This window comes from Paenibacillus thiaminolyticus, assembly GCF_003591545.1.
Lineage (GTDB): Bacteria > Bacillota > Bacilli > Paenibacillales > Paenibacillaceae > Paenibacillus_B > Paenibacillus_B thiaminolyticus_A.
The window spans coordinates 26,017-43,152 of the sequence record NZ_QYZD01000019.1 but is presented as its reverse complement, the minus strand read 5'-3'; the positions used below and the strand labels follow the sequence as shown (position 1 = coordinate 43,152).

General features: G+C 54.4%; 15 protein-coding genes and 1 pseudogene. 14 read left to right on the top strand and 2 right to left on the bottom strand.

Translation table 11 applies throughout. The features are described 5' to 3' along the window. Positions 1–108: 108 nt before the first annotated feature. Positions 109–1,299, bottom strand: coding sequence for an MFS transporter (locus tag DQX05_RS19275; RefSeq protein ID WP_119795111.1), 1,191 nt, complete (start codon positions 1,297–1,299; stop codon positions 109–111). 350 nt (positions 1,300–1,649) lie between these two features. Here DQX05_RS19275 and DQX05_RS33245 point away from each other — a divergent pair, with 350 nt between their 5' ends. From DQX05_RS33245 to DQX05_RS19225, 9 genes and pseudogenes are all read left to right on the top strand, one after another. Continuing rightward, the gene (locus tag DQX05_RS33245) at positions 1,650–1,766 is read left to right on the top strand and encodes a PD-(D/E)XK nuclease family transposase (protein WP_119795110.1); all 117 of its coding nucleotides are present in this window, start codon (positions 1,650–1,652) and stop codon (positions 1,764–1,766) included. A 35-nt stretch (positions 1,767–1,801) separates the two neighbouring features. After that, positions 1,802–2,379, top strand: a pseudogene (locus DQX05_RS19260) (Rpn family recombination-promoting nuclease/putative transposase). A 108-nt stretch (positions 2,380–2,487) separates the two neighbouring features. Further along, entirely contained in the window at positions 2,488–3,498 is a 1,011-nt protein-coding gene (locus DQX05_RS19255; protein WP_119795107.1) for a LacI family DNA-binding transcriptional regulator, read from the top strand. Positions 3,499–3,640: 142 nt separating this feature from the next. Next, entirely contained in the window at positions 3,641–5,974 is a 2,334-nt protein-coding gene (locus DQX05_RS19250; RefSeq protein WP_119795106.1) for a glycoside hydrolase family 65 protein, read from the top strand. A 49-nt stretch (positions 5,975–6,023) separates the two neighbouring features. Beyond that, a complete protein-coding gene (locus tag DQX05_RS19245) occupies positions 6,024–7,328 on the top strand; it encodes an ABC transporter substrate-binding protein (RefSeq protein ID WP_119795105.1) in 1,305 nt (434 codons plus the stop codon). A 153-nt stretch (positions 7,329–7,481) separates the two neighbouring features. Then, a complete protein-coding gene (locus DQX05_RS19240; RefSeq protein ID WP_119795104.1) occupies positions 7,482–8,378 on the top strand; it encodes a carbohydrate ABC transporter permease in 897 nt (298 codons plus the stop codon). Between the two features lie 16 nt (positions 8,379–8,394). Continuing rightward, complete coding sequence (locus DQX05_RS19235) at positions 8,395–9,234, top strand: carbohydrate ABC transporter permease (protein ID WP_119795165.1); 840 nt, start codon at positions 8,395–8,397, stop codon at positions 9,232–9,234. Between the two features lie 34 nt (positions 9,235–9,268). Then, positions 9,269–11,464 carry an alpha-L-rhamnosidase-related protein gene (locus tag DQX05_RS19230; protein WP_119795103.1) on the top strand — a complete coding sequence of 732 codons (2,196 nt, stop codon included), beginning with the start codon at positions 9,269–9,271 and terminating at the stop codon, positions 11,462–11,464. A gap of 190 nt (positions 11,465–11,654) precedes the next feature. Then, a complete protein-coding gene (locus DQX05_RS19225; protein ID WP_119795102.1) occupies positions 11,655–12,935 on the top strand; it encodes a Gfo/Idh/MocA family protein in 1,281 nt (426 codons plus the stop codon). Between the two features lie 101 nt (positions 12,936–13,036). Here DQX05_RS19225 and DQX05_RS19220 read toward each other — a convergent pair whose 3' ends face one another. Beyond that, positions 13,037–13,717, bottom strand: coding sequence for a L,D-transpeptidase family protein (locus DQX05_RS19220; RefSeq protein ID WP_119795164.1), 681 nt, complete (start codon positions 13,715–13,717; stop codon positions 13,037–13,039). A gap of 194 nt (positions 13,718–13,911) precedes the next feature. Between DQX05_RS19220 and DQX05_RS30940 the strand changes: the two genes are divergently transcribed. The 5 genes from DQX05_RS30940 to DQX05_RS19195 all read left to right on the top strand — a co-directional run bounded on the left by DQX05_RS30940 (position 13,912) and on the right by DQX05_RS19195 (position 17,045). Beyond that, positions 13,912–14,049 carry a hypothetical protein gene (locus DQX05_RS30940; protein ID WP_182914820.1) on the top strand — a complete coding sequence of 46 codons (138 nt, stop codon included), beginning with the start codon at positions 13,912–13,914 and terminating at the stop codon, positions 14,047–14,049. Positions 14,050–14,091: 42 nt separating this feature from the next. Next, positions 14,092–14,289, top strand: a complete 198-nt coding sequence (locus DQX05_RS19215; protein ID WP_119795101.1) for a DUF4177 domain-containing protein — start codon at positions 14,092–14,094, stop codon at positions 14,287–14,289. Positions 14,290–14,292: 3 nt separating this feature from the next. Continuing rightward, positions 14,293–15,480 carry a GNAT family N-acetyltransferase gene (locus DQX05_RS32885; protein ID WP_310735682.1) on the top strand — a complete coding sequence of 396 codons (1,188 nt, stop codon included), beginning with the start codon at positions 14,293–14,295 and terminating at the stop codon, positions 15,478–15,480. A 307-nt stretch (positions 15,481–15,787) separates the two neighbouring features. Then, complete coding sequence (locus tag DQX05_RS19200) at positions 15,788–16,276, top strand: M23 family metallopeptidase (RefSeq protein ID WP_182914819.1); 489 nt, start codon at positions 15,788–15,790, stop codon at positions 16,274–16,276. A gap of 193 nt (positions 16,277–16,469) precedes the next feature. Beyond that, positions 16,470–17,045, top strand: coding sequence for a hypothetical protein (locus DQX05_RS19195; protein ID WP_119795099.1), 576 nt, complete (start codon positions 16,470–16,472; stop codon positions 17,043–17,045). The last annotated feature ends 91 nt before the right edge of the window (positions 17,046–17,136 follow it).

The following is a 17,136-nucleotide window of genomic DNA, read 5'->3' as shown; positions in this document are numbered from 1 at the left end:
GCCACGTCCGGCAGGCGTCGCGGCCGGGTGTCCCGGCTGCATTGCGGGGATTCCACCCAGCCTCGAACCAACGCACATTCGATTTTGCCCTCCGCCCTTATCCATGCCTCATACTGTAAAATTCCGCCGGCCTACTCCGCGATCCGTATACAGCACCTTGATCATCAGCCCCATTGAGGCGGCGATGAGCAGCGACGGAATCCAGAAAATCGTTGGCGACACTCCTTCGATCAGGAGCGGCAGGAAATATCCGATCAAGGAAGCGGTCTGCGAGATGAACACATAGAGACTGGCGCCGAAGCCCGCCCGATGGATGAACATGCGCTGCACATAGCCCATTCCGACGCCGTACAGCACCGAGACGAAGAAGGAATAGAGCGGCTGCACCAGGAAAAAGACAGGCAGCGATCCGCTCATGCTGTACGTCAAATACGTCATCAGCGCGAATGCGCTGCCGAGCAGCAGAATCCGCTTGCTGCCGTATTTGGCCGCCCAGTAGCCGGCCATCGTCATGAATAGCAGCTCGAAGACGGCCTGCGTGCTCCAGATGTAGGACATGAGCCGGGGATCGCCGAACAGCTCGTGCACGACGAGCGGGAGATACAAGCCCCGGATCGCGTCCGCGCAGGAGAGCAGCAGGATGGCGAACAGCATGATGAGCGAGAATGGCTCCCCCGTGCTGGACTGCTTCGCCGTCAGCGGCGAGGCTGTAATCTCGCGGTAGAACAGCAGCAGCAGGAATAGGGCGGCATAGCCGGCCAGATTGCCCCACAGGACGCCCTGGAACGTAGCGGCCAGATACAGATTGGCGCCAAGCAGCAGGCCGGTGAAGAAGCCGACGCTGTACGTGGCGCGCAGCCAGATCTGTGCAATCTCCACGACGTCGGGCGCAAGGCGCGTGAAGTGATTGCGCGCCATAGCGAACAATTGGCCCATAATCATGCCCGAAGGCGCGGTAGCGAGCGCCATCCCGGTGAGGGCCGTGGCATAGCCGTCCGCATTCATATAGATGAGCAGGCCGCCGATGCACAGCAGGGACGCGATCATCGGAATCGTCTTCTTCCGCTTGATGCGGTCGCTCACGATGCCGACCGTAATCGTCAGCACCATATTGAGGAAGAGCGAGATGGCGAAGATCGAGACGATTTCGATCTTGCCTAACTGCACCGATTCCTGCAGATAAACAGCGTTCATCGGAGCGAGAATCCCGGTTCCGATTCCGTACCAGAAGAGGGTGAGCACGAGCAGCCAAGCCCCCGGAATTTTGACAAATACGTGGAAATCATGCCATATACGCATGGGAGAGAAACTCCTTCCTGGAAGCGCTTTTAAGGTAGTTCAACATTTTGAGAGTTTACCTACCATTATGCGGTCGATCTTGGGCGAACGACAAGGATATATTTTACAGGTCTATACATGCTTTCGGTGTTATTGGGATTCGCCTCAACGCCTCATATGTGATATACTGGAAATATAAACCGATTAAGATCCCGACTTTTGAATTAAACATCATAGATGAACGACAACGGCGAAGCACGCGTTGTCCGCATCTCCTTATAGCCAGGAGCTGTGGATAGCGCGTGCTTTTTTACATGTTTGGATTCGCATGGAAAGAGCACTCAAATATGATACAATGAGGAGGAAATCAGGTGAGAGCCGCTAATATACAGCAGACGGAAAGACTTAACCCCAAAAATGATTTTTTGTTCAAGCGCCTTTTTGGCGAGGAGGAAGGTAAAAAACTCCTTATTAGCTTACTCTGCTGACCGAGTCGCTTCACTATGGCGAACCTTATGACCGCATGCAGCGCTCTATTGGAATCAATATTCTCGACCACTACTATCTTCCGCTGAAGAAATATCACAGCACCTTTCATTTATATGAAGACGACGAGCGCCATTATATGCTGACAGATATATTGGAGCTCCATTTTATCGAATGCCGAAATTCCGGCAGTTGCCCTTTGACCTCCATGATCCGCTGCATCGCTGGCTGCGGTTTTTGGAACAGAAGGCCACTGCCGAACAATTGGAGGAGTTGATGATGTTGGATAAGGTATTCAAGGAAGCCGAGGATCGTCTAGCCCGCCTGGCTAGCGACGCAGAGACGCGCCGGCGCTATGCCTTGCGGGAAAAGGCCTCGCATGATCACGCCAGCCTCTTGCAGGATGCGCGTACGGCCGGGTTTCAGGAAGGGATTGACCAGGGGATTGAGCAAGGTTTTGAACAAGGAATATATCAAACGGCACTAAACATGCTGAGGGAAGGGCTGGAGACGACATTCATTAGCCGCATCACCGGGCTTGATGCCGCACAGCTTGAACGTGTGAAGGAAACGATGCTGCTTGAGCCTGAGTCGAACGGAACATCTTTGAATTGATCATCAGGCAGCTTGGAGATTTTCAATGGCAGCGCATACCTTTTTACGATATGATAGGAATGCCGCTTGTCGGCGGGAATAAGAAGGAACAGGAGACTGGGTGATAACGTGGTGTCAATTAAAGATGTGGCAAGGCATGCGAACGTATCGGTGACCGTCGTGTCGAAGACATTGAACGGATATTCCGATGTTAGTGAGGAAACGAAGAAGAAAGTGATGAAGGCCGTGGAGGAATTGAACTATTCCCCGAATATGGTGGCCAAAAATTTAAAGCAAAAGGTAACGAAATCGATTGCGCTGATCTTCTCCAACTTCGAGCGCTCCAGCGGCAAGGATGGCGTCATTTTTCAAATTATGAGCGGCATCTACGAAGCGGCGATGAACTATAAGTATGAGGTCGTCATCTATACGCGCAGTCTATCGGAGCAGCAGGACAAGTCATATTGGCAATTTTGCAAGGAGCATAAGCTGTCCGGCGCAATCATTACCGGTCTGAAGACGACGGACCCCTATTTCCTCGAAATTGTGGACAGCAACTTCCCTTGTGTCGTCATCGATGCGGATATCGTGGGAGAGTATACGGGCTCGATAATGACGGACAACGTGAAGGCGGCCCGGCATGCGGTACAGCATTTGATCGATTGCGGGCACCGGCGGATCGGCATGATCAACGGCCACGACTTCGCTGTCGTCAGCAAGCAGCGGCACGAAGGATATGGCCTGGCGCTGGAGGCCAATGGAATTCCGTACGATCCGGCGTTGGTTGTCCATGCGGATTATTCGGAGAGTATCGCTTACGACATTGCCGGCAGTTACGTGAAGGATAACCCGGAGATGACGGCGGTTTTCTGCGCGAGCGACTTGATGGCCATCGGATTCATGAAGCGCTGCCGCGAATTGGGCATCCGCATTCCGGAAGATCTGTCCGTAATCGGCTTCGATGATATTGTGCTGTCGGACTATACAACACCGCGGCTGTCGACGATACGCCAAAATTTCAAAGGCAGTGCGATGGCGGCCTTCGATCATGCCGTGCAAATTATCGAACACAAGGAGCAAGGAAAGCATATCACGATTTCATTTGAGCGAATTGACAGAGAATCGGTCAGGATGCTATAATCGACCCGAAAGCGCTTTCTGCAAGCCTTATTATTTTCCACGAAATCGAAAACGATTTCGATTTTTTTACCTGCTATCGAAAACGATTTCGGTTCCGGCTTGACAACGAGATAAATAGAGATTACAACGAGGAGAGAAGACAATGCTTGCGTACGACAACACATCGCGACCGGACTTGACGCAATGGAGCTTCACCGAGACAGAATTCAACCCGCTGGCTCAAGGCAAGTGCGAATCGATTATGTCGCTTGGGAATGGATATATGGGGCTTCGTTCCGCGACGGAGGAAGCATACATCGGCCAGACCCGCAACCTGTTCGTCAACGGAACGTTCAACCGGTTCGACGAGTTCGAGGTGACCGAGCTGCCGAATGCGGCGGATGTCACCCGGCTCGACATTTATATCGATGGCGAGCGCTTTAGCCTCGACACAGGCAAGACGGCGGAATACGCCCGCAGTCTGAATATGCGCGACGCCGAACTGACCCGATCGTTCGTTTGGGAGAACCGGGCAGGCAAGCGGGTGCGCTTTGCCTTTTACCGCTTCGTCTCGCTCGATAATTTGCATCTTATCGGCATGAAGGTGGAGGTGACGCCGCTTGATGCGGATATCTCGTTCCGCGCCGTATCCGGCATCGATGCCCAGCTTGGCAATTCGGGCAGCCAGCATTTCCATGAAGGGGAGAAACGCATCTTCGATAAGACGGTGATGCAGCTGAGCCAGACGACGACGGAATCCAAGGTGGACTTCGTCATCCATGCCGCCCACCGCTTCAGCCTGGATGGACAGCCGCTCCCAATCGAGCCCAGGATGGAGATCGAACGCCGCAAAATGGCGATGCAGTACGGATGCGGTATCAAGGCCGGCCAGACCTTCGAGCTGCAGAAGCTGGCGAGCGTGCATACGAGCAGAGATGCCGAGCATGCCATGGACTATGATTTGTCCGTCATGCGTGAGCAAGCCCGCGAAGAGATCCGGCTGGCGCTTGACGCAGGGTATGATGCCTTGTTCGAGCGCCATCGGCAAGCCTGGGCGGAGGTGTGGAACAAGTACCGCTTCCGGATTGAATCGAAGCATGACTTCGACCTGCTGGCGCTCCGCTTCGCCGTCTATCATCTCGTTGTCATGACTCCGGCTCATGACAACCGGATGGGAATCGGAGCGAAGGGGCTGAGCGGCGAAGGGTATAAGGGGCACTCGTTCTGGGACACGGAGATCTTCATTTTGCCGTTCTACATTTACAGCCGTCCGGACGTGGCGCGCAAGCTGCTGGAATATCGATATCAAGGGCTGGAAGGCGCCCGGCGCAAAGCGAAGGAGAACGGCTACGAAGGCGCGATGTATCCATGGGAGGCCGCTTGGCCAACCGACGGGGAGGTGACGCCAGTATGGGGCGCCGTGGACATCGTGACCGGGAAGCAGACGAAGATATGGTCCGGCTTCATCGAGCAGCATATCACCTCGGATATCGCATATGCCGTCTGGCATTATGTTCAGGCGACCGGCGATCGGGACTTCATGGATCGCTGCGGCTACGAGATGATTTTGGATACGGCGAAGTTCTGGGCCAGCCGTCTGGAGTGGAATGAAGCCTTCGACCGCTACGAGATTAATGAAGTGATCGGGCCGGATGAGTACAAGGAGCATGTCGATAACAACGCTTTTACGAACTATATGGCCCACTTCAATATGGAACTGGCGATACAATATTACGAGCTTTTGCAGCGGGAGCAGCCTGAATTATTCCGGCGTCTGAATGAGCAACTCGATCTGGAACGCGCCTATGCGGACTGGAAGCATAAGATCGGGGGAATTTATTTGCCGCAGCCGAACGAAGACGGCGTCATTCCGCAGGACGATACGTATTTGCAGAAGCAATTGATCGATTTGACGAAGTATAAGGCGCAGCAGAAGGTCGGGACGCTGTTCGAAGATTACAATCTGGATCAGGTCAACGAGATTCAGGTCTCGAAGCAAGCGGATATCATGATGCTCTTTTACTTGCTGGAAAATAGATTTTCCGCACATTTGAAGCGTACCAATTACAATTATTATGAGCCGAAGACGCTGCACGACTCTTCGCTGTCGTATTCCACGCACTGCATTCTGGCCAACGACTTCGATGACAGCCAGCTTGCCTATGAGCTGTTCCGCAAGGCGGCCGAGATTGACCTGGGCACCCATATGCATTCCTCCGATGCGGGCATCCATTCCGCTTCGCTGGGCGGGGTATGGCAATGCGTCGTGATGGGCTTCGCCGGCATTCGGATGTTGGACGGCCAGCTGCATCTGAATCCGAAGCTGCCGCAGGATTGGGAGCGCTTAACCTTCCCGCTGTATTGGAAAAATGCGCGCCTGGAGGTGGACATTACGCATGATGCGCTGCGGATCTCCACCGACGCGAATGAGGAATTGACCCTGATCATCCGCGGTACAGCAACGAGCTTCGTGAACCAGCTTGAACTTCATTTCTAAGGTTGCATCATCAATATATACCTTGTCATGACTAGGGAGGTCACAGAAAATGAAAAAATGGTCTGCAGCTCTCGTACTTACTTTGATTGTCAGCCTGTTAGCAAGCGCCTGCTCGTCAGGCGGGGGCAGCTCCACCCAGGGAGCGGACGGAGGCAAGGCCGCGGATGTCGTTGAGCTGAAGTTCACGACCTGGGGCGAACTGAACAGCGATTCGGTGGAAGCGAAGCTGGCCGAGGAATTCAACAACACCCATCCGAACATCAAGGTTACGTTCGAGCCGGTTCCGGGTGACGGCTATGCCACCAAGCTAACGACCTCGCTGGCTTCGGGGCAAGCGCCGGACGTATTCCTGATCGGGGAAGGCGATTACTTTAAATATGTGGATAAAGGCGTCGTTGAGCCGCTGGACGAGTACATTCAAGCTGACAGCGCATTCAATACGGATATCTTCCAGCCGGATTTGTTGAGTATGGGGAACATCAACGGTAAGCTCTATTATTTGCCGAAGGATTTCAATCCGCTGGCGCTCTGGTACAACAAGCGTATGTTCGACGAAGCGAACATCCCTTATCCGACGAACGACTGGACATGGGATGACATGATCAACACCGCGAAGCAATTAACGCAAAAAGACGATAAAGGCAAAATCAAAGAATTCGGCTTCAATGCGACGAAATGGGAATATCCGATTTACATCTATCTGTGGCTGCATGGGGCGGATATCGGCAACGAGGATGGAACGAAGGCGGAAGGCTACATGAACAGCGCCAAGACGATTGCCGCGATGGAGAGCTATATCGCTCTATCCAAGGGCGATGACCGCGTGTCGCCAACGCCGCAGGATACCGAGACCATGGGCGGAGACTCCTCTATGTTCATGACGGACAAGCTGGCGATGATGATTACCGGCCGCTGGGTGAAGTCCGATCTGGACAAATCGGATGTGCAGTATGGCTCGGCCTTGATTCCGACAGGTCCTGACGGGGAGCGAGCAAGCATCATTGCTGCGGCGGGCTGGGCGATGAACGCCAACGGCAAGCATAAGAAGGAAGCGTATGAGCTGATGAAATGGCTGTCCGGAACGGAAGCGCAAAAGGCGCGCTCGGAAGGCGGCAAGGTTCTTCCGGCGACCGTCAAGGAATTGGATGAAGTGAAGAAAACAGAAGTGGTGGATAAGCCAGTCATTGAAATGATGGATTTCGCCAAAAAGCCAATCTCGATGCGATCAGCCAACGCGCCTATCTTCACGGAGCAGTTCAACAAAGCCGTCGAACGCATTTTACTCGGCGACGCGACAGTTAAGGATGCGCTAGATCAGGCCGCCAAGGAAGTGGACAGTAAAATCAGCAAATAATCAACGCAGGTGGGGCTTGGAGAACGATGCCTCACCTTCCCTTTCGTGAGTAAGCAATGATAACGAACATTCATGAAAAAGACTGCGCTTATTCATTAACGGAAATGGCCACTCCCGGCAGCGCGCCCATTTCTGATCGCCAAGGAGGTCGCTATGCGCAATTTACGCTCGGAGAAGGCAGGGTATTTATTCATTCTTCCCTGGTTTTTAGGTTTGCTCCTGTTTACACTGGGGCCGATGTTATTTTCGTTCGTCCTCTCGTTCAGCAAGTGGGATATCATTACCGGGATCCAATCGATTGAATTTGTCGGGCTTGATAATTTCAAAGCGATCTTCCAGGATGAGCTGTTCTATCAGTCTTTAAAAGTCACCTTTATCTTTGCGCTCGTCTCGGTGCCGTTATATCAGATCATGTCGCTGCTGATTGCGATGCTGCTCAATATGAGAGCGCGCGGGATGAAGTTTTTCCGCTTGATCTTTTTTATGCCATCGGTCATTCCGGCGGTGGCGGTATCGATGATGTGGATTATGATCTTCAACCCTGAGTACGGGATCTTGAACCGCGCGCTGGCCTGGTTCGGCATCGAGGGACCAGCCTGGCTGCAGGATCCGAAGTATGCCCTTGGCGCCCTTATCGTGATGGGCATCTGGGGAATCGGTAATACGATCATCATTTATTTGTCCGGCTTGCAGGGGGTGCCCGAGGAATTGTATGAAGCGGCCGAGCTGGATGGGGCCGGGCGGCTCCGCCGGTTCGCCAGCGTCACGATTCCGATGATTTCTCCGACGATCTTCTTCAACCTGATTATGGGCATCATCGGCGGGTTCCAATACTTTACCCAGGCCTTCGTGATGACGAACGGCGGTCCGCTGAACTCGACGCTGTTCTATAACTTGTATCTGTATAACAAAGCATTCGTCAGCTATGAGATGGGATACGCCTCCGCCTTATCGTGGATCTTGTTTGCCATCATTCTCATATTTACATTGATTGTTATCCGAAGCTCTTCCATGTGGGTGTACTACCATGGCGACGACGAGCGGGATTAAGGAGGGGAATAAGAATATGCAAGCCTTACGCCACAAAACCGACATCTCACGTCTTCTATCCTTAGTTCTGCTCATCGTCGGTGCGGCGATCGTACTGGTGCCGCTTCTTTGGACGATATCTACTTCCTTGAAGACGCCTGCCGAAGTGTTTATGGATTCGTTTTTGCCGAAGCAATGGAAATGGGACAATTATGCCAGCGCGGTTAGCGCCATTCCCTTTTTCCTGTTCTTGACAAACACGCTAATCATTTTGGTTCCCGTCATGATCGGAACGGTCTTTTCCGCGGCGTTATGCGCCTATGGATTCGCCCGCTTCCGGTTCAAGGGGAAGAAGATTCTCTTCCTCATTCTGCTGACGACGATGATGCTGCCGGGTCAAGTAACAATGATCCCGATGTTCATCCTGTTCAAAGAGCTGGGCTGGGTCGATACCTTCCTGCCGCTCATCATCCCGGCCTTTTTCGGCGGGGGGGCCTTCAACATCTTCTTAATCCGCCAGTTCATGCGCGGCATCCCGCGGGATTTGGATGAGGCTGCTTTTGTGGATGGGGCCAATCGTTGGACGATCTTCACGCGCGTGATGCTGCCGCTGTGCAAGCCGCCGCTGATCGCAGTCTCCATTTTCACCTTTATGGGAGTATGGAACGACTTTCAGGGGCCGTTGATTTACTTGAATACGACGGAAAAATATACATTGGCGCTAGGCTTATCCATGTTCAAGGGCTTGTATAACGTCGAGTGGAATATGCTGATGGCCGCGACCGTGCTCATTATGCTGCCGGCCCTGATTGTATTTTTCTTCGCGCAGAAATATTTCATCGAAGGCATCTCCCTCTCTTCTGCGATGAAGGGATGATGCTGCATCCTATGGAGAACCGAGGCGAACGAATATGACAAAAAGCGTGGGCAACCAGCGTCCTTTTCCGATCTATGTGACCGCTGGCGAATATATGAAAGCGATCGGAACGCAGGACGGGCATTTTCCCGACTTCGGCCATCATGTCGCGAATGAGATGGGCGGCGTCTGGCTGCATCCGATTAAGCTGCTGGACGGCTTCTGGCTGCGCGTGACGGATACGCGGCGCGGCATTGCCGTATGGACCAAGGCGGATGAATTCATCACTCATCCGTGGGGGAACGAGTTCCGCTACGATCATGGCCTCGGCCATATCCCGGTATCGATTCGCCGGGTCCAGTTCGCGCCGGAGCAGGAAAAAGGCCTCGTCGTCAGCTATGAAATCTGCAATTACGCCAGTGAAGACACCGCCCTGGAACTGGAGTGGGTCGCGCGTTCCGATCTGCGGCCGGTCTGGTTCTCGGACGAGATCGGCATTCATGACGGGGAACAGGACGAATGGCAGCAAGTGTCGGCTTCCGCCTGTCTGGCCAAGGACTGCGATCATGACTGGTACGTCATGGTCGGCACCGATTGGACAAAGCCGGAGGTCCGCTTCGAACGCGGACTTATCGGTCCGGAATGGACGAGCGGGAACGGCGCAGGCGTGTCGATGACGACTGATGTCGTCCTCAAGCCGGACGAGCGGCTGCGCTTCCAGGTATATGTCGCGGGCTCATACGCATCGCGGGCGGAGTGCGAGGCGACGTACGAACGATTGGTAACGTCGCACGCGGAGCTGCTGGCGGCCAAGCAGCGCCTGTACGCGCGCATCGAGGGACAGGCGCAGCTGCAGATTGAGGGCGAGTCCCGCCTCAATGATATTTTTGCGTGGACGAAATGGAACAATCAATGGCTTGTGCAGCGCGTCGACGGTATCGGCAGAGGGTTGACGGCGGGATCGCCCCATTATCCGTGGTGGTTCGGGTGCGACAACTCCTACGCCCTGCAGGGCGTCGCCGCGATCGGAGACTTCGAGCTGGTGCGGGACACGCTGAAGCTGATCCGAGACACTTCGCTGGAGACGAACGGCAATGGGCGCATCATCCATGAGGTGACGACGATGGGGGCGGTGTCCAATCCGGGCAATACGCAGGAGACCGCGCATTATATCGCGCTCATCTGGGACGTGTTCCGCTGGCTCGGGGACAAGCAATGGCTGGCGGAGCATTATGCGTTATGCGCGCTGGGGATGGCATGGCTGCTTGGCGAGATGGATCCGGACGGCGACGGGTTCCCTTCCGGCTACGGCATCATCGAGATCGCCGGCTTGAATATGGAACTGATCGATTCGGCCGTATATACGGCACAGGCGGCAGCGGCCTTGGCCGCGATGAGCCGGGTGCTCGGCTACGAAGCGGAAGCGGATCGCTATGCGGCCAAGGCGGAGCAATTGGCGGAAGCGATCAACCGGGTCTATTGGTGCGAGCAGGAAGGACTGTATGCCGATGCGGTGGCGCCGAAGAAGGATGTCGAGCCGAAGGCCGACTTCATGGTGGCGATGGCGGCCAAGCACAGTGTCGAACATTACCGTGACTATGTGGACAAGCTGCTTCAGGCGGCCGGGGATGACCAGGAAGACAGAGGCTGGCTGCTGAACAAGAACTGGGTCATCGTGACGCCGATGGAAGCAGGCATAGCCGACCGGGAGAAGGGGAAGCTGGCCCTTGAGCGCATGCGGACCCCCGAATTCATCGGACCTTACGGAACCTACTTGTCCGGGATGTACCGGCAGGGCACGATGACGATCTCGACCGGGGCGCATGCCGTGGCGGAAGCGGCGTACGGCAATCCGGACGCGGCGCTCGATCTGCTGGAGCGCATGATGAACACGTTTTCGCTGGCCCTGCCGGGCTCGATGAGCGAGATGTCGCCGGATTACGGCTGCGCGGTGCAGGCATGGACCATTTATGCGCTGGCCGTGCCGATAGTGAAGCATCTGATCGGCATTCAGCCGGATGCCCACCGGAACGAGGTGCGGATCGCACCGGATCTGCCGCAGGCATGGCAGGGCAAGCGTGTTGCCTTGAAGCGAATCCGCATCGGCGCGGCGTGGCTCGATGTAGAGCTTCGCCAAGAGGCGGGCGAACTGCAGGCCAGCGTGAACAATGAGCAGGGACTGAGCGTGACCGTGGAATGGAATGGCAAGGCGATCACGTCCACGGAGCGCATGATTCGCGTTACGCTCTAACGGGACGCCCCGCCAGTCGGGACAGCTATGCATGCGCTTACGCAACGAAGCTCCGCGACAGGCTGTTTGTGCAAATATTTCGGAAGATAATTATAGTACCGATCCGAATCATTTGTTATGGTAGAGATACTTCAACCGAAGTTCCTTACCAATTGACAACGCAGATAGCCTGCAAAGAGGTGTTGACGCAATGAGTATAAAGGCAATCTTGCTCGGGGCAGGTATCCGGGGCGCGGAGGTATATGCCAAGCATGCGCTGCAGTACCCGGAAGAACTGGAATTCGTCGCCGTCGCGGAGCCGGATGTGGAGAAACGAGAGGCGTTTGCGCGCTTGCATCATATCGATGCCGGACAAACGTATGGAGATTGGCGGGGAGTGTTCGAACGGCCGCGCTTTGCCGATGCGGTATTGATTTGCATGCAGGATCGAATGCACTACGAAGCCGCAATGGCAGCTCTGGAGCAAGGTTACCATGTGCTGCTGGAGAAGCCGATGTCGCCTTCTCCGACCGAATGCATTGAGATTGAAGCTGCCGCCCGCCGCAATCAGCGGGTGCTGACCATATGCTATGTTCTCCGGTATACGCCGTTCTGGTCCGGAATACGTCAAGTCATTGAGCAGGGCGGTATCGGGAAGGTCGTGAACATCCAGCTGCGCGAAAATATCGGCTTCGGCCATATGGCGCACAGCTATGTGCGGGGCCCATGGCGCAATACGGCGGAGTCGAGCCCGCTTGTGCTGGCTAAGTCATGCCACGATCTGGACATCATCCTGTGGCTGATGAACCAGGATTGCAGACGGCTGACGTCATTCGGTTCCCTCTTTCATTTCAAAAAGGAGAATATGCCGGAGGGCGCGACCGAATATTGTACGGACGGCTGCATTCACGCGGACAATTGCTGCTATTCCGATTTGCGTTTTTATTTGGGAGAAGGACGCCGCCGCGCGCTGCACTTTACGCAGGACGGATCGGACGAGAGCATCCGGGAGAGGATCCGGAGCACGCCTTTTGGCCGCTGCGTCTACCAATGCGACAACGACGTTGTCGACCATCAAGTCATCAACATGGAGTTCGCGAACGGAGCGACCGCTTCGTTCACGCTCTCGGCCTTCACGCATGACAGCACGCGCACCGTCCATATCTCGGGAACGCGCGGAGAGATTCGGGGCAATATGACCGATCAGTCGTTCACCGTCTACGACTTCGTCAGCGGGACGGAGCGGAATGTTCGGGTTCATGATGAAGGCAGTGAAGGCTGCACTCAGTTGATGCGGGAATTCTGCCAGCTTGCCGCCGAACCGGACAACCCCCATGCACTAGAATCACTGCGCGGCTCCCTACAGAGCCATATGATGGCGTTCGCGGCGGAGGAGTCCCGGTTAAGTCAGGGCATGCCGATCGAGATTCAGGAGATGATCATGCGTTATCGGTTATCCTCCGCCAAAGCGTTGGCTTCCGCGGGGGTATAACGGCACAACCATATGCGGCCTGCACGGAGCCGCACCAGGGAAGAAGGAATGGACTGCGGCAGCGCTGTTGCGCTTGCTCCGGCCGATTCCTTCTTCTCTTTTTACTCATACAGCCCCAGTTCCTCATAGACTCGAATGGTTACGACTCCGTCCTCCGGCAATTGCCGGTCGCGCTGGAACCGCTTGACCGCATAGGTTGTATCGGCGCGGAATTTCCCGTTGCACACGCCCTTGAAGTAGCCGGCGCTTTTCAACCGGGACTGGACCAGCTGCACATCTCCGCCCACGTCACCTTCGGCTACGACTCTCGGATCATGCTTCAACCCGCCCAACACATGCCCATGAATCGTCACCTTCGTACCGACAGGAACGAGATCGAACAGCTCGATGACATCCCGATTGCGCATCCGGACACAGCCATGACTCAGATGCTGCCCGATGGAATAAGGCTTGTTCGTCCCATGAATGCCGTAATATCCCCAAGGGACATTTAATCCGAGCCAGCGGGGACCGAAGGAAGGGCCCCAATCCTTGCCTTTATATATGATTTTGTATTCTCCGACGGGAGTAGGGGTTGACGGGTTGCCGACGGCGACGGTATAGGTCTTGAATTTTTCACCCTGTGCCCGTACGATCAGCTTATGACGATCCGGATAAATGTCTATCGAATACAAGCCTTGGTCGGCGACGATCGGAAGCGGATCCTCCGGCTGGGAGGCGTAAGCAGAGATATGATGTATCCCCGGAGTCAGACTCAGCAGGAAGACCGCCATGGCAATCATAAGGGCACGGTATGAATAGCTTGGAATAGAATGCTTCATTTCTGCCTCCATCACATCAACGAAACCAAGTAGTTGGAGGTAGTGTATCCAGATGCTTTATTTTCATTCAACGGTGAGCCAGCCATTCCATAGGCAGGAGGTCTACTATCGACCCGAATCCAATTGCTGCACCGACGCATCCAAGCCTGTTCGCCGTGGACGAGTTCGATCGCACTCTGCGCCAGAATTCGCCTCGGGTCGTCATGTGGCTCGACACGTCCGACCTGACGCCGGAAGAGACGGTCCGTGAGATTGAGAGGCGGGCATGGACAGAAGCGATCATCCGGACGTAAGATACATGGAGTGAAGATTGCTGGCTGCAAGGAGGAGACATTATGGAACAATGGGAATACAAGACGCTTAAAATCAAAACCGGAGGTTTTCTGGGAGGAAAGGTTGACGAACAGGAATTCGAGGAGGAACTGAATCGGCTCGGACTGGACGGATGGGAGCTGGTGTCCTGCTTCGATACGAGTATGCAGGGCCAATCCCGGGAGGTGATCGCGGTCTGCAAGCGGAGGAAGGGGAGATGACCCGTGTTCAAGAGCGGTAAGCTCGCGGTTCGGAGGCTCCTGGCTGCCGATGCCCCCTTCCTCGTCCGTTGGCTGTCCGATCCGGAGGTGCTTCGCTATTACGAAGGCCGGGATCGTCCGCATGACATGGAGATGGTAAGAAAGCATTTCTATGAGGAGCGGGAGGAGATAACACCGTGCCTCATTCTGTACGAGGGAGAGGCAATCGGCTATCTCCAGTTCTACCCGCTGTCGCATGAGGATCAAGCCCAATTCGGCATCAAGCCCACGATGAACCGTGTGTTCGGCATGGATCAATTTATCGGGGAGACCGCCTATTGGGGCAAGGGCATCGGCACGAAGCTGATTAAGACGATGGTGAATTACTTGATCGCGCAACATCAAGCGGTCCGGATCATGATGGATCCGCAGACGTGGAATGAGCGCGCGCTCCATGTGTATGAGAAATGCGGCTTCCGCAAGCTGGCCCTGCTGCCGAAGCATGAATATCATGAGGGCGAGATGCGCGATTGCTGGCTTATTGCATATGATATGCAGGACGGCGCGCGCCCCCCAATGCAGAAGAGCAAGCCGGAAGACATCGAGTATATCGACACGTTTACGGACGCCAGGAAGCCGGCCGGCGTGAGAACAAGACATGAGGTTCATACCGAGGGGCTGTGGCATCAGACGTTCCACTGCTGGCTATGGATGCAGGAGCAGAATACGGCCTATCTTCTGTTGCAGCGGAGACATGTACATAAGAAGGATTATCCTAGCATGCTGGATATTACGTCGGCAGGTCATCTGGAAGCGGGGGAGACGCCGCAGGACGGCGTGCGAGAGCTGCGCGAAGAGCTGGGCATCGAACCGGAACCGGGGAAGCTGGTCTATGCCGGCGTTATTGCCGACTCCATCATGCAGCCGGACATGATCGATAATGAGTTCTGCCATGTCTATTTCTATCGACATGATGGAGCAATCTCCGATTTTCGCCTGCAGGAAGATGAGGTCGAGTCCATCGTCCGGGTCGAAGCGGAAGCATTCCGCAAGCTTTGCCTTGGCGAAGCGGACTTCGCTGCCGCAGAGGAGTTCAGTCGGGGACATGACGAACGCGGTACGGGGATAAATCTGACAATGACCAATATCGTCCCCCATGAGCCGGCTTATTTTACGTTTGTTCTGCATCATTTGCAGAGCCTAATCGACTAGATATCGTCATCTATACCCGACAGAGCGGGAAGAGGCTCGCTGCTCTCATGGCAGATCGTTCATATGACGGTCTGTTTTTTATGGAGCTGTGCTATTGTCTTGGTTCCGTCTGACCGTACCGAGATCGGGCAAACGTTCCGCAAACCAACTTTACATCTATAAATGTTATTTTCCGTTTGCCAGCTGCAGGACGGAAGCTCCATAGGGAAAAGGGGACATTTAATGTAAATAATTTCATATATTTACAAGTGGAAAAAATGTGTTATGGTAAGAGTGTATTTACCTGAAAAAGGGGATGATTGGAGTAATGAAGAGGTTGGTAACGATGTTATCCGTCGTTGCTTTATGCATTGCCTCGCTCTCCACGATTGCTTCCGCTAACAGTAAATACACCTGGCCCGTACCCGACTCCACGCGAATTACCCAAGGCTTCAACAGCAGCACGCACAAAGGAATCGACATTGGGGCGAAGACGGCCGGCGTAGCTGGCAATCGGATCGTCGCCTACTATGACGGTACCGTATCCCGATCAGGCTGGTCCGACAGCTATGGCTGGGTCGTCTATGTTCATCATGTCATCAACAGCGCCAACTATCAATCCCGCTACGCTCATATGAATAAGACGCCTGCCGTGTCTACCAACCAGAAGGTAGGAAAAGGGGCCATCTCGGGTATATGGGCAAGACGGGAGATGCGACGGGAGTCCATCTTCATTTCGAGACAAGAAAATGCACGGGCGCCTGCAAAACAGACAACTCCTCCAATCCGGTCAACCCAACACGAATTTCTTTCCTGAACATGCGGGCAAAGTTCCAAAATCGATTGTGCTTGGAGAGACAGATCCGGAGCATGTCGATGATATACTGGATGACATCTTCTACAGCGTGGAGGAGATTCTGGACATGACCGCTAATGAGCGGTTATCGAAGGGAATTCCGTTAGAATAGCGATACTCTAGGGGAACATATTACAGACAGAGGAGTTAACCGATGAAAAAAACTGTGCTGGCACTCATCTCCGTCATCTTGTTGTTAACAGCATGCACGTCGCCTTCTTCTCCGGGGAAAGAAGGCAAGAAGGTAACGGTTCAGACGGTCCTGCAGGTGATGGAGGAGACCGCGCCCCCGTCGTTGACGAAGGAGACGATGGAACACAGTTCCGCTATCCCGCTTTTTCTATGGCTGCGCGATGCGGAGACATGGACGAACAGACTGCTTCGCTACTCGCAGCGCCTGACCTTGAGTGAAGAGGACAAAACAGCTTTTCTGACTGCCGTGGGCCGCTATTACAGCGAAGAGCAGGCCAAGCGCTTGTTCGATTCGTATTTTCAAGCGGGCTCTGAAGGAAACTATTCCTTCAAAGAGCAGGAATCGTTCGGCGTTCTGTCCTCGATTCATTTCGGTCTGAAGTCGAGCAAGACAGAGGCGGATGGGCGCTATCGGATTCACATCTCCGGACAGTATAGCGACAGCCTGGAAGAACTGATAGAGGTACAGGTTGAGGAAACGGTAATGATTTTGGCGGATAAGCTTCTTATCGATCAAGTGGAAGCCGTCCGTCCCTGACGAGTGAATGAACGGGCAGACCCAGTGCCATGCGGCGCTGGGTTTGTTGTCTTTGGACAGAACTACTATAATAATAGACATAATCTAGCAG